This window comes from Pseudomonas sp. R11-23-07 (genome assembly GCF_003852295.1).
Lineage (GTDB): Bacteria > Pseudomonadota > Gammaproteobacteria > Pseudomonadales > Pseudomonadaceae > Aquipseudomonas.
Genome location: NZ_CP027761.1, coordinates 441,653 through 453,975 on the forward strand (window position 1 = coordinate 441,653; position 12,323 = coordinate 453,975).

The following is a 12,323-nucleotide window of genomic DNA, read 5'->3' on the forward strand; positions in this document are numbered from 1 at the left end:
ATCAACGGCTGCGCGTGATGCTCAGGCCCTTGAGCAGGCTCAGCGCCTGGGCCAACTGGTAGTCGTCGTCCTGCGGCATCGGCTTGGCTTTGGCGCCGCTGCCGGTCGGCTGGTCGGCCCCGCCGTTGCCATTGCCCAGGTGGCCTTGCAGATCGGCTTCCTTGTAGTACTCGCTGTCGATCTCGTTGGTGATCTTGGCCCTGCGCACTTCGATGTCCGGCACGATGCCCTGGGCCTGGATCGAGCGACCATTGGGCGTGTAGTACAGCGCCGTGGTGATCTTCAGCGCACGCTCGTTATTGAGCGGCAGCACCGTTTGTACCGAACCTTTACCGAAGCTGGTAGTGCCCATCAGCACGCCGCGCTTCTGGTCTTGCAGGGCGCCGGCGACGATCTCCGATGCCGAGGCGCTGCCGCCGTTGATCAGCACGGCCAGCGGCACGTTCTCGCTGAGGTCGTTGCCGGTGGCCGAGAAGCGCAGCTCGGAATTGGCGATACGGCCCTTGGTGTAAACGATCAGGCCCTTGGTGATGAAGTGATCGACCACTTCCACCGCCGACTGCAACACGCCGCCTGGGTTGTTGCGCAGGTCGAGCACGATGCCGTTGAGCTTCTTGCCATTGTCCTTGCGCAACTTGGCCAGGGCCTTGGCCACTTCGTCGCCGGTCTTGACCTGGAACTGGGTGATGCGGATGTAACCGTAGCCCGACTCCAGCAACTGGCTCTTCACGCTCTTGACCGTGATGGTCGCGCGGGCCAGGGTCACGTCGAACGGGTTGCCGCCGTCGCGCACCAGGGTCAGGGTGATTTTCTGGCCGAGCTTGCCGCGCATCTTGTCGACGGCTTCGGTCATGGATTGGCCGCGGGTCGGCTGGCCGTTGATCTTGACGATCAGGTCGCCGGCCTGGATGCCGGCCTTGGACGCAGGGGTATCGTCGATGGGCGAGACCACTTTGATCTGGCCGTCTTCGGAGCCCACTTCGATGCCCAGGCCGCCGAACTCACCGCTGGTGCTTTCCTGCAGTTCGGCGAAATCTTCCGGGCCCAGGTAGGCGGAATGCGGGTCGAGGTTGCTGAGCATGCCCTTGATGGCATTTTCCAGCAGGGTCTTGTCGTCTACGGGTTCGACATAGGCTGCCTTGATCCGGTCCATGACCTCGGCAAAGGTGCGCAGCTCGTCCAGCGGCAACGGCGCCTTGGTGGTCGCGGCCATAGCGGCGGGCGCAGCCGGTGCGGCCTGGTCGGCGAAAGCCAGAGGCGCGCCGATCACCAGGGCGATCGTCAGGGCCAGCGAAGTGAGGCGGGACAAATGCAGCATGTCGAACGAGCTCCTAATGTAGATGCGACCCTATCCTTGGGATCGGCACCATTGTGCGGGATCGCTCGGGCGACCCTGCTGACGAATAGCGAAGTACAGCGCCGGCGTGTCCTGGCCACCACTGTTACCGACAGTGGAGATGGATTCACCGGCTTTTACCACATCACCTGCCGACTTGAGTAACGTCTGATTGTGGCCATAAAGGCTCAAATAGCCATTACCGTGGTCAAGAATCACCAGCAAACCGGCCCCGCGCAGCCAATCGGCGAACACCACGCGCCCGCCGTGGACGGCGTGGACCTGGCTGCCGGCAGAGGCGCTGATCATCACCCCATCCCACTTGGCGCGGGTGTCGTCGCCACGGGTTTCCCCAAAGCGTGCCAATAGTCGACCATCAACGGGCCATGGAAGTTTTCCGCGAGCTGAAGCAAAAGGCCCGCCGAACGACTCGCCACTGCTGGAAACCAGCGGGCCAGGCGCTGCATGTGCCGGTTTGCGTGGAGCCGGCGCATCGGTAGTGGCTGCCAGTTCGGCCTCACGCTGGCGCTTTTTTTCGGCTTCCTGCTGCGCGATCAACGCCTTTTGCCGCGCTTCTTCGGCCTCGCGCGCCTGGCGGGCCAGGGTTTCTTCGATAGTCTTGAGCACTTTGGCCAAATCGGCCTGGTCTTGCTCGCGCGCTTGCAGCTTGGCGTCGCGGGCTTTTACATCGTCGTTGAGCTTGGCCAGGGCTTGCTGGCGTTCCTTGCGGACTTTATCGAGTTCGTTGCGCTGGGTGTCGAGTGCGGTTTTCTGGTCGAGCAGCTGTGCCTGCTGGTCATTGATCTCCTGCTCGACATTGGCCAACTGGCGCAGGGTTTCGTTGAAGCTCTTCAATTGCGCCAGGCGTGCCTGGCTCACGTAATCGTAATAGGTGAGGGTGCGGGCGAATTTTTCCGGGTTCTGCTGGTTGAGCAGCAGCTTGAGGTATTCCTGGCGGCCGCTCTGGTAGGCGGCGCGGGCCTGGATCGCGATCAGGCGTTGCTGCTCAACGCGTGCGCTCTGGAGTTTTTTTTTCTCAGCGTCGAGTCGCTCCAGTTCCGACTCGCTCTTCTTTAATTCTTTTTGCAGCTCCTGGACCTGCTTCTCCAGCTTGCCCATTTCGGTTTCCGTGCCGCGCAGGTCTTTCTGCACGCCGGATTTCTCTTCCTGGAGCTTGCCGAGCAGTTTTTTCAGCTCGGTAATATCCTGACGCGTAGCGTCCAACTGTTGTTGGGTTTGGGCGCGCTCATCGGCAAACGCCGGTTGGAGCAGGCAGACAAGAGCAAGGGTAATCAAGGCGCGAAGCATAGAGGCGGGCGACACCAGGGGAAAGGGACGGCCTAGTATGCCCGCCAAGCGCTGCAAAAAAAACGCCCAATTGGGGCTGGCGGGCAAGATAGGTGCCGAGTGGCGGTGGTATGGCAAAAAGATATCTAGCAAACGCTGCAAAGCTAATGTGGGAGGGGGCTTGCTCCCGATTGCGGTAGCTCAGTCACATAAGCGTCGACTGGCACACCGCTATCGGGAGCAAGCCCCCTCCCACATTGTTATGCGTTGCTGTTTAGATCAGACCAAGATCGAGGTCCCGGTCATCTCTTTTGGCTTCTCCAGCCCCATCAACATCAGCATGGTCGGTGCCACATCCGCCAGTACGCCACCGTTGCGCACTTTGAAGTCGCGCTTGCCGACGTAGATGAACGGCACCGGTTCGGTGGTGTGGGCCGTATGCGCCTGGCCGGTGGATTCATCGGACATCTGCTCGCAGTTGCCGTGGTCCGCCGTGATCAGCGCTTCGCCACCGACCTTGTCCAGGGCGTCGACAATGCGGCCGACGCACAGGTCCAGGCATTCCACGGCCTTGACCGCCGCTTCCAGGTTGCCGCTGTGACCGACCATGTCGCCGTTGGCGTAGTTGACCACGATCACGTCGTAACGCTGATGCTCAATGGCGTCGACGATCTTGTCGGTGACTTCCGGTGCGCTCATTTCCGGCTGCAGGTCGTAGGTGGCGACTTTGGGCGAGGGGATCAGGATGCGCTCTTCGCCGGGGAACGGTTCTTCACGCCCGCCGGAGAAGAAGAAGGTCACGTGGGCATATTTTTCGGTTTCGGCGATGCGCAGTTGCGTCTTGCCGTTTTTTGCCAGGTAGTCGCCCAGCACGTTTTCCAGGCTGCCCGGAGCGAATGCCGAGGGGGCCGGGATATTGGCAGCGTATTGGGTCAGCATGACGAACTCGACGTTCGGCTGGCGTGCGCGTTCGAAGTCTTTGAAGCCGTCGTCGACAAACACATGGCTCAGCTCCCGGGCACGGTCGGCGCGGAAGTTCATGAACACCATGGCGTCGCCGTCTTCGACCTTCACCGGCTCGCCGATGGTGGTGGCCTTGACGAATTCATCGCTCTCGCCACGCGCGTAGGCGGCTTCCAGGCCTTGTTGGGCGGTAGGGGCGTTGAATTCGGCCTGGCCGTCGACGATCAGGTTGTAGGCTTGGGCTACGCGATCCCAGCGGTTGTCGCGGTCCATGGCGAAGTAGCGGCCCACGATGCTGGCGATACGGCCCTTGCCCAGGGCGGCGAAGGTGGTGTCGAGCAGTTCGATGGACGACTGCGCGCTTTTGGGCGGGGTGTCGCGGCCATCGAGGAAGGCGTGCAGGTAGATTTTGTCGGCGCCGCGCTTGAAGGCCAGTTCGGCCATGGCCACCAGGTGGTCCTGATGGCTGTGCACGCCGCCATCGGACAGCAGGCCCATGAAGTGCACGGCCTTGCCGGCGGCGACGGCTTTATCCACCGCCGCGCAGATGGTCGGGTTCTCGAAGAACTCGCCATCGCGGATCGCTTTGGTCACACGGGTGAAGTCCTGATAGACCACTCGTCCGGCGCCGAGATTCATGTGGCCGACTTCCGAGTTGCCCATTTGACCGTCCGGCAGGCCCACGTCCATGCCGGAACCGGAGATCAGACCGTTGGGTACGGTGGCGGTGAGGCGGTCCAGCACGGGCTTGTTCGCTGCGTACACAGCGTTGTCGTGGTGGCTTTCACTGTGTCCGAAGCCATCGAGAATAATCAGGACCAAAGGTTTAGGCGTGGTAGTCATAGATCCTCTCGCGGCGGTAATAAAGGAAGACAATGGAAAAGGGAGTGGCAGTTTAAAGCGAAGTTCCAACCGCGTCACCGCTTTACGGGGGTTGGCCGCCCCTGGCGGCTGTGTATACTTACCGCCATTTTAACGCCCTGGAACCTCCTTGATGGTTGATCACCTGATTGCATTTGCCACTGCCCACTATCTGCTCGTGGGCGCCTTCGTCATCCTGCTGGCGCTGCTGATCGCTCACGAATTGAGCCGTGGTGGCCGCAGCCTGAGCACGTCGGAGCTGACCGCGCTGGTCAACAAGGATGAAGCGGTTGTCGTGGATATCCGCCCGGCCAAGGATTTCGCCGCCGGCCATATCGTCGGTGCCCTGAACATTCCCCAGGACAAGCTGATGGCGCGCCTGGGCGAGCTGGAAAAGCACAAGGCCAAGACCATCATCCTGGTCGACGCCCAGGGCCAGCATTCCGGCACTCACGCGCGTGAAATGCTCAAGGCCGGCTTCACCGCCGCCAAACTGTCCGGCGGTATCGGCAGCTGGAAGGCCGATAACCTGCCGCTGGTGAAGTGATATGAGCCAGGTTGTCGTGTATTCCAGCGATTATTGCCCTTATTGCGTGCGAGCCAAGGCTTTGCTGGGTAAGAAGGGCGTTGCCTTCGAAGAGATAAAAGTCGATGGCAAGCCCCAGGTGCGCGCCGAAATGGCCCAGAAGGCAGGGCGCACGTCGGTCCCGCAGATCTGGATCGGCACCCGGCACATCGGTGGCTGCGACGACCTGTTTGCCCTTGAGCGCGCCGGTAAACTTGATGCGCTGCTGTCCGCCTAACCCCTAAAAGCCCCAAGATAGAGAAGGATCTGCGATGACTGATCAACAGAACACCGAAGCAGCAGAAGCCCAAGGCCCACAGTTTTCGCTGCAGCGCATCTATGTGCGTGACCTGTCGTTCGAAGCACCGAAAAGCCCGGCCATCTTCCGCCAGGAGTGGACCCCAAGCGTTGCGCTGGACCTGAACACCCGTCAAAAAGCCTTGGAAGGTGACTTCCACGAAGTCGTGCTGACCCTGTCGGTCACCGTCAAGAACGGCGAAGAAGTGGCCTTCATCGCTGAAGTGCAACAGGCCGGTATTTTCCTGATCCAGGGCCTGGACGAAGCGTCCATGAGCCACACTCTGGGCGCGTTCTGCCCGAATATCCTGTTCCCGTATGCGCGTGAGACCCTGGACAACCTGGTCACCCGTGGCTCGTTCCCGGCGCTGATGCTGGCACCGGTGAACTTCGATGCCCTGTACGCTCAAGAGCTGCAGCGCATGCAACAGGAAGGTTCGTCGACGGTTCAATAAGTCGATGCGGTAAAAAAATGTGGGAGGGGGACTTGCCCCCGATGGCGGTGGGTCAGCTACAGATATGCTGGCTGAAATACCGCTATCGGGGGCAAGCCCCCTCCCACATTTGCTATGCGGTGTTACTTGAAGCCGAGTTGGCGCCAGCCTTCATAGACCGCCACGGCGACGGTGTTCGACAGGTTCAGGCTGCGGCAGCCTTCACGCATCGGCAAGCGCAGGCGATGGCCGTCGGGCAGGGCGTCGAGTACTTCGGCCGGCAGGCCCCGGCTCTCCGGGCCGAACAGAAACGCGTCGCCCTCGGCGAAGCTGGCATCATGAAACGGCCGCGAGCCCTTGGTGGTGAACGCGAACAAGCGCGGGTGGCCCAGGCTTTCCAGGCAGCTTGCCAGGTCGGCGTGGCGCTTGAGGGTGGCGTACTCGTGGTAATCCAGCCCGGCGCGGCGCAGGCGTTTGTCGTCCATGTCGAAGCCCAACGGCTCGATCAAATGCAGGTGGCAGCCAGTGTTGGCGCACAGCCTGATAACGTTGCCGGTATTCGGCGGAATTTCTGGTTGAAAAAGGATGACGTGAAACATGCACGGCTCCGAAGGTAAAGATGCGCTGCATTCTACCCCCGAAGACGACCCGAGGCCGAAGCTATTGCCGCGGGTGCTCGGCTCACTGGCGATTGTCGGCTTGATGATTGGCTTGATGATCGGTCGCTTGACCACTGCGGACCCGGTCGAGCTGCAGCAGGTGGAACCTGCGGCGGACGGTTTGGTGGTGTGGTTCAACAGCGAACCCAAGCTGCACGGCGAGCATATCGACGGCACCGTGGCGCTGCTGTTCGACGCACAGGGCAAGGCCGCCAGTGGGCAACTCAAGGTCAATGACAAGGACGTGAACTGGCGCGTACGCAAGACCGACGGCGGTTTGCTGCTGAACCTGGTGGCGGCTCGGCCATTGCGTGGGGAGTGGAAGGGCGAAGAGGTCGATGACCGCTGGCGGCTGGAGATCCATCTCCACGAGCAATAAAAGAGGGAGTTCCCGGCCTGCCTGTACCAGGGCTCCCAAAACGTGGTGAAGCCTAGGGCTTCGGTGTTAAAGAGGGGATTCTCGGCCTGCCTGTACCAAGGTCCCCGAAACTGGGTAGTACAAGAGGTATTGCAGGGGGCGTGCCAGAGTTTGCAATTGGCGCCCTAAAAACTTGCAAGAAAGCGCAAAGCCCCGGAATTCGGGGCTTTGGTGGTATGAGCTGTCGAGAATTCTTCAGCGATAACGATCTTTCAGGTATCAGGCCCGTGCCCAACGCCGGTTCATGGTGCATTGAAGCGGTGCACGATCCCGAAACCTTGTGAAGATCCAAATGTGGGAGGGGGCTTGCTCCCGATAGCGGTGTATCAGTCAGGTAGATGTTGACTGACACTCTGCCATCGGGAGCAAGCCCCCTCCCACATTGGATCTTCGGTGGATCAGAGAGCGGTGATCAGCTTTCGTCACCTTCGTCGTCGTCACCGCCGTCGACCTTCATCCCCAGCTCCTTGATCTTGCGCGTCAGGGTGTTACGCCCCCAACCCAGCAGCACGGCGGCATCGCGACGGCGGCCAGCGGTGTGCTTGAGCGCGGTCTCGATCATGATCCGCTCGAACGCCGGCACGGCGCTGTCCAGCAGGTTCGACTGGCCGCGTGCCAGGGCCTGGTCCGCCCATTGGCGCAGTGCCTGTTCCCAGTTGGTGACCGGTGCCGAATCCTGCGGCAGGCTCAGCAGTTCCGGCGGCAGGTCGCTGATATGCACTTCGCGCCCGGAGGCCATCACCGTGATCCAGCGGCAAGTGTTCTCCAGCTGGCGTACGTTGCCGGGCCATGGCAGGTTCTTCAGGTATTCCTCGGTCTCGCTTTTCAGCAGCTTCGGCTCGACGGCCAGCTCCTGGGCGGCGCGGCTGAGGAAGTGACGGGCGAGGGTGGGGATGTCTTCGCGGCGGTCCGACATGCGCGGGATGTGGATGCGGATCACGTTGAGGCGATGGAACAAGTCCTCGCGGAATTTGCCGGCGTGGACCAGGGTTTCCAGGTTCTGGTGGGTCGCCGCGATGATCCGTACATCGACCTTGACCGGCGTATGCCCGCCGACGCGATAGAACTCACCATCGGCCAGCACCCGCAGCAGGCGGGTCTGGGTATCGGCGGGCATGTCGCCGATTTCATCGAGGAACAGGGTGCCGCCGTCCGCTTGCTCAAAGCGCCCGCGCCGCAGGTTGGCCGCACCGGTGAACGCACCTTTTTCATGGCCGAACAGCTCGGACTCCATCAAATCCTTCGGGATAGCCGCCATGTTCAACGCGATAAACGGCGACGCCGCCCGAGGGCTGTGACGGTGCAGCGCGTGCGCGACCAGCTCTTTACCGGTACCCGACTCGCCGTTGATCAGCACGGTGATGTTGGAGTGGCTCAAGCGCCCGATGGCGCGAAACACTTCCTGCATCGCCGGCGCTTCACCGATGATTTCCGGCGTGCGCGTCAGGGCCGGCGGGGCTTCCTGGTTCTGCTGTTCCTGGGCGTGCTGGTTGGCGCGCTTGACCAGCGCCACCGCCTCATCCACATCGAACGGCTTGGGCAGGTATTCGAAGGCGCCGCCCTGATACGACGCGACAGCGCTGTCCAGGTCCGAGTGCGCCGTCATGATGATCACCGGCAGGCGCGGGTGCTGTTCGCGAATCCGCGCCAGCAGGTCCAGGCCGCTGGCGCCGGGCATGCGAATATCGGAGATGATCACATCCGGCTGCTGGCGAGCCAGGCGGCTCATCACACCGTCGGCGCTGTCGAAGCTCTGGGTGGTCATGCCTTCCTGTTGCAAGGCTTTCTCCAGGACCCAGCGGATAGAACGGTCGTCATCGACGATCCAGACAGTTTCACTACGGCTCATGTCGTGGGGGCTCCTTGTTCCAATGGCAGGAAGATCGAGAACGTGGTGTGGCCGGGATGGCTCTCACATTCGATCAGGCCCTGATGCTGGCTGATGATGTTCTGGGTAATGGCCAGGCCCAGCCCGGTACCGTCCGGGCGGCCGCTGACCATGGGGAAGAAGATGGTTTCCTGCAATTCCGCAGGAATGCCCGGGCCGTTGTCGATGATTTCGACCTTGGTCACCAGGCGGTGGCGCACATGGCCGATGGTGAACTGGCGCAGGGCACGGGTGCGCAGGCTGATGCGGCCCAGGCGCAGCTCGTTCTGGCTGCTGATGGCCTGCATGGCGTTGCGCACGATGTTGAGCACCGCCTGGATCATCTGCTCGCGGTCGATCAAGACATCGGGGATGCTGGGGTCATAGTCGCGCACCAGGGTGATGCAGCCCTGGCTTTCGGCCTCGACCAGTTGGCAGACGCGCTCCAGCACTTCGTGCACGTTGGTCATCGCCAGCGACGGCAGCTTGTTGGAGCCGAGCATGCGGTCCACCAGGTTGCGCAGGCGGTCGGCCTCTTCGATGATGACGTTGGTGTAGTCCTTGAGATGCTCCTCCGGCAGCTCGCGGGCCAGCAACTGCGCCGCGCCACGAATGCCGCCCAGCGGGTTCTTGATCTCGTGGGCCAGGCCGCGCACCAGCATCTTGCTGGTTTCCTGCTTGGACAGCTGCGCCTCCTCCTTGGTGATGCGCAGCAGGCGGTCGCGGGGGTGCACTTCGAGCAGCAGCAGCGTCGCGCCATTGCTCAGGATCGGCGTCACCGCGTAGTCGACGGTCAAGGTCTGGCCGGTGAGTGCGGTGAGCATCGCTTCGCGCTTGGTGAACGGGTGTGCCTGCTCCACGGCCTGGCGCAACGAGCTCAAGGCCTCGGCCGACTCGGTGAACAATTCGCTGATGAACTGCCCATGGCTGCGCTGGCCGCTGATGGCCAGGAGCATCTCCGCCGCCGGGTTCATGTACTCAAGACGCAGGTCGGCGTTGAGCAGGATGGTCGCGGTGGTCAGGTTGTCGAGTAACAAACGGTGCAGTGCATCACTGATGGTCATCAGGACCTCTTTTGGAGCAAGGCGCAGGCTTGAGGCACACGCTGATACAAGGAAAATGCAAAAACCAAACCAAGGCTCCGAAAAGAAGCGTTAAAGCCCTGAAATAAGGGGTTCAGGCGCGAAACTGTGGCGTTCTGCCAGCTTATTCGGGAAGAATCGAACCAAAATGGGCTGGATCGCTGGGATGGGTGCAACCTATCGCACCAATATAGTGCGGTTTTGTAAAGGTTGTTCAGGAAGCTGCCAGAGACGGTCCTGAATACATGCAATCAAATGTGGGAGGGGGCTTGCCCCCGATGACGGAGTGTCAGTCGACATTCACATGCCTGAACCACCGCTATCGGGGGCAAGCCCCCTCCCACAGTTTTGATTGGGTTTGCAGGCTTTAACCTTTGTAGATGCACAACTCGGCTGTAGCGCGGATCATCGCCAGTTGGCGCAGCGGGTCATTCAATGGCTCATGCACGGCCTCGGCCAGCCATTGAGGGCATTTGGGGTCGGTGCGCTGAGGAGCGAAGTCGGCCAACTGTTGCAGCAGGCGTTTTTGCAGCTCATCCAATCGCGGGCGAATCTGCTTGACCAGGTCCGGACGCGGATCGTCGGGGGCCTTGCCCTGGAATTGCCAGTCGGACAAATGGGTGTACTGCACCAGTTTGTTGGCCTCGATCTGCGCCGCGAAGAATTGCTCGGCAGCGGCGGGGTCCAGTTTGTAGCTCGGTGCTTGGGCGACGACGCTGGCGATCACTTCCTGCTCGCGCTTTTTATCTTCCACGGGCTTATGGCTGTCCCATTTGCTCAAGGCTACCTGGTCGGCGATCTCCAGGCGCTCGGCGATGCTGTTGAGCAGTGGCTCAAGGGTAGGCGGGGCGGCGCAAGCACCGGCACTGACGAACAGCAGGGCGAACACAAATCTATGTTTCAACGCAGATCTCCTGTGGGAGGGGGCTTGCTCCCGATGGCGGTGTGTCAGTCATACCTATACTGCCTGACACTCTGCCATCGGGAGCAAGCCCCCTCCCACATTTTTTATTGGGTTTGAAGAGGTGAAACAGGTAATCGCGCAGGCAAAAAAAGACCTCCCGAAGGAGGCCCTTTTTTCAATCACGCTACGTCAAGCAGCGCTACCGGATCAGCAGCTGTAGTACAGCTCGTATTCCAGTGGGTGTACGAAGGTACGAACCTTGATTTCTTCTTCGCTTTTCAGCTCGATGTAGGCATCGATGAAGTCGTCGCTGAACACGCCGCCTTTGGTCAGGAACGCACGGCCCTTGTCCAGCTCTTCCAGGGCTTCTTTCAGGCTGCCGCACACTTGTGGAATCTCTTTGGCCTCTTCAGGCGGCAGGTCGTACAAGTTTTTGTCGGCGGCGTCGCCAGGGTGGATCTTGTTCTGGATGCCGTCCAGGCCAGCCATGACCAGGGCTGCGAAAGCCAGGTATGGGTTGGCTGCCGGGTCCGGGAAGCGGGCTTCGATACGACGAGCGCGCGGGCTGGACACGTAAGGGATACGGATAGAAGCGGAACGGTTACGGGCCGAGTAGGCCAGCATCACCGGCGCTTCGAAGCCTGGGACCAGACGCTTGTAGGAGTTGGTCGACGGGTTGGTGAAGCCGTTCAGGGCCTTACCGTGCTTGATGATACCGCCGATGAAGTACAGGGCGGTGTCGGACAGGCCGGCATAACCTTCGCCGGCGAAGGTGTTCTTGCCTTCTTTGGCGATGGACAAGTGAACGTGCATACCCGAACCGTTATCGCCGTACAGCGGCTTAGGCATGAAGGTAGCGGTACGGCCGTAGGCATCAGCCACGTTGTGTACGCAGTACTTCAGGGTCTGGACTTCGTCAGCCTTGGCGACCAGGGTGTTGAACTTCACACCGATTTCGTTCTGGCCGGCAGTCGCCACTTCGTGGTGGTGAACTTCGATGACCAGGCCCATTTCTTCCATGGCATTGCACATGGAGGTACGGATTTCGTGGTCGTGGTCGAACGGCGGAACTGGGAAGTAGCCGCCTTTGATGCCTGGACGGTGGCCTTTGTTGCCGCCTTCCACGTCCTGGTCGGACATCCACGAACCTTGTTCGGAGTAGATCTTGAACATGGAGCCGGAGATGTCGGACTTGAACTTGACCGAATCGAAGATGAAGAATTCTGGCTCCGGGCCTACGAATACGGTGTCGCCGATACCGGTCGACTTCAGGTATTCCTCGGCACGCTTGGCGATCGCACGTGGGTCGCGGTCGTAGCCTTGCATGGTCGAAGGCTCGATCACGTCGCAGACGATGATCAGGGTTGGGTCTTCGGTGAACGGGTCGAGGACGGCAGTGCTGTCGTCCGGCATCAGGATCATGTCGGAGGCTTCGATGCCTTTCCAGCCGGCGATGGAGGAACCGTCGAACATCTTGCCTTCTTCGAAGAAAGCATCATCCAGCGCGTCGCGAGCCGGCATGGTCACGTGGTGCTGAGTACCTTTAGTGTCCGTGAAGCGCAGATCAATCCATTTAACGTCATGATCTTTGATGAGTTGAACCGACTTCGACATGGTGTCCTCCGGGTGGCTTCGGGCTAGGGTAGTGGA

At 60.9% G+C, this 12,323-nt stretch carries 12 protein-coding genes; 4 read left to right on the top strand and 8 right to left on the bottom strand.

Annotation, left to right across the window (positions count from 1 at the left end):
- Position 1: 1 nt before the first annotated feature.
- The 3 genes from C4J84_RS01850 to gpmI all read right to left on the bottom strand — a co-directional run bounded on the left by C4J84_RS01850 (position 2) and on the right by gpmI (position 4,429).
- Positions 2 to 1,318, bottom strand: coding sequence for a S41 family peptidase (locus C4J84_RS01850; RefSeq protein ID WP_124365488.1), 1,317 nt, complete (start codon positions 1,316 to 1,318; stop codon positions 2 to 4).
- Between the two features lie 30 nt (positions 1,319 to 1,348).
- Entirely contained in the window at positions 1,349 to 2,644 is a 1,296-nt protein-coding gene (locus C4J84_RS01855) for a murein hydrolase activator EnvC (RefSeq protein WP_124365489.1), read from the bottom strand.
- Positions 2,645 to 2,902: 258 nt separating this feature from the next.
- Positions 2,903 to 4,429, bottom strand: coding sequence for a 2,3-bisphosphoglycerate-independent phosphoglycerate mutase (gene gpmI, locus C4J84_RS01860; RefSeq protein ID WP_124369266.1), 1,527 nt, complete (start codon positions 4,427 to 4,429; stop codon positions 2,903 to 2,905).
- Between the two features lie 151 nt (positions 4,430 to 4,580).
- Between gpmI and C4J84_RS01865 the strand changes: the two genes are divergently transcribed.
- The 3 genes from C4J84_RS01865 to secB are packed head-to-tail and all read left to right on the top strand — an operon-like array spanning position 4,581 to position 5,764.
- Positions 4,581 to 4,994 carry a rhodanese-like domain-containing protein gene (locus tag C4J84_RS01865; RefSeq protein ID WP_124360862.1) on the top strand — a complete coding sequence of 138 codons (414 nt, stop codon included), beginning with the start codon at positions 4,581 to 4,583 and terminating at the stop codon, positions 4,992 to 4,994.
- Position 4,995: 1 nt separating this feature from the next.
- Positions 4,996 to 5,250 carry a glutaredoxin 3 gene (gene grxC, locus C4J84_RS01870; protein WP_124365491.1) on the top strand — a complete coding sequence of 85 codons (255 nt, stop codon included), beginning with the start codon at positions 4,996 to 4,998 and terminating at the stop codon, positions 5,248 to 5,250.
- Between the two features lie 34 nt (positions 5,251 to 5,284).
- Positions 5,285 to 5,764, top strand: coding sequence for a protein-export chaperone SecB (gene secB / locus C4J84_RS01875; RefSeq protein ID WP_124434849.1), 480 nt, complete (start codon positions 5,285 to 5,287; stop codon positions 5,762 to 5,764).
- Between the two features lie 122 nt (positions 5,765 to 5,886).
- Here secB and C4J84_RS01880 read toward each other — a convergent pair whose 3' ends face one another.
- The gene (locus tag C4J84_RS01880) at positions 5,887 to 6,342 is read right to left on the bottom strand and encodes a tRNA (cytidine(34)-2'-O)-methyltransferase (RefSeq protein WP_124434850.1); all 456 of its coding nucleotides are present in this window, start codon (positions 6,340 to 6,342) and stop codon (positions 5,887 to 5,889) included.
- Here C4J84_RS01880 and C4J84_RS01885 point away from each other — a divergent pair.
- A complete protein-coding gene (locus C4J84_RS01885) occupies positions 6,341 to 6,781 on the top strand; it encodes a hypothetical protein (RefSeq protein WP_124434851.1) in 441 nt (146 codons plus the stop codon). The two genes, C4J84_RS01880 and C4J84_RS01885, sit on opposite strands and share 2 nt — an antisense overlap.
- Positions 6,782 to 7,232: 451 nt before the next feature.
- Here C4J84_RS01885 and ntrC read toward each other — a convergent pair whose 3' ends face one another.
- The 4 genes from ntrC to glnA all read right to left on the bottom strand — a co-directional run bounded on the left by ntrC (position 7,233) and on the right by glnA (position 12,287).
- Positions 7,233 to 8,669: a nitrogen regulation protein NR(I) gene (ntrC, locus tag C4J84_RS01895; RefSeq protein WP_124434852.1), complete on the bottom strand. Its 1,437-nt coding sequence runs from the start codon at positions 8,667 to 8,669 to the stop codon at positions 7,233 to 7,235.
- Positions 8,666 to 9,751, bottom strand: a complete 1,086-nt coding sequence (gene glnL, locus C4J84_RS01900; protein WP_005783937.1) for a nitrogen regulation protein NR(II) — start codon at positions 9,749 to 9,751, stop codon at positions 8,666 to 8,668. Before glnL ends, ntrC begins: the two co-directional genes overlap by 4 nt.
- A 385-nt stretch (positions 9,752 to 10,136) precedes the next feature.
- A complete protein-coding gene (locus tag C4J84_RS01905) occupies positions 10,137 to 10,673 on the bottom strand; it encodes a chorismate mutase (RefSeq protein ID WP_124434853.1) in 537 nt (178 codons plus the stop codon).
- A gap of 207 nt (positions 10,674 to 10,880) precedes the next feature.
- Positions 10,881 to 12,287, bottom strand: a complete 1,407-nt coding sequence (glnA, locus tag C4J84_RS01910) for a glutamate--ammonia ligase (protein ID WP_124360867.1) — start codon at positions 12,285 to 12,287, stop codon at positions 10,881 to 10,883.
- Between the last annotated feature and the right edge of the window lie 36 nt (positions 12,288 to 12,323).

Coding starts and splice junctions, on each gene's coding strand:
- secB (WP_124434849.1), top strand. CDS start 5,285: ATGACTGATCAACAGAACACCGAAGCAGCAGAAGCCCAAGGCCCACAG.
- C4J84_RS01865 (WP_124360862.1), top strand. CDS start 4,581: ATGGTTGATCACCTGATTGCATTTGCCACTGCCCACTATCTGCTCGTG.
- gpmI (WP_124369266.1), bottom strand. CDS start 4,429: ATGACTACCACGCCTAAACCTTTGGTCCTGATTATTCTCGATGGCTTC.
- C4J84_RS01850 (WP_124365488.1), bottom strand. CDS start 1,318: ATGCTGCATTTGTCCCGCCTCACTTCGCTGGCCCTGACGATCGCCCTG.
- C4J84_RS01880 (WP_124434850.1), bottom strand. CDS start 6,342: ATGTTTCACGTCATCCTTTTTCAACCAGAAATTCCGCCGAATACCGGC.
- ntrC (WP_124434852.1), bottom strand. CDS start 8,669: ATGAGCCGTAGTGAAACTGTCTGGATCGTCGATGACGACCGTTCTATC.
- glnA (WP_124360867.1), bottom strand. CDS start 12,287: ATGTCGAAGTCGGTTCAACTCATCAAAGATCATGACGTTAAATGGATT.
- glnL (WP_005783937.1), bottom strand. CDS start 9,751: ATGACCATCAGTGATGCACTGCACCGTTTGTTACTCGACAACCTGACC.
- C4J84_RS01885 (WP_124434851.1), top strand. CDS start 6,341: ATGCACGGCTCCGAAGGTAAAGATGCGCTGCATTCTACCCCCGAAGAC.
- C4J84_RS01855 (WP_124365489.1), bottom strand. CDS start 2,644: ATGCTTCGCGCCTTGATTACCCTTGCTCTTGTCTGCCTGCTCCAACCG.
- grxC (WP_124365491.1), top strand. CDS start 4,996: ATGAGCCAGGTTGTCGTGTATTCCAGCGATTATTGCCCTTATTGCGTG.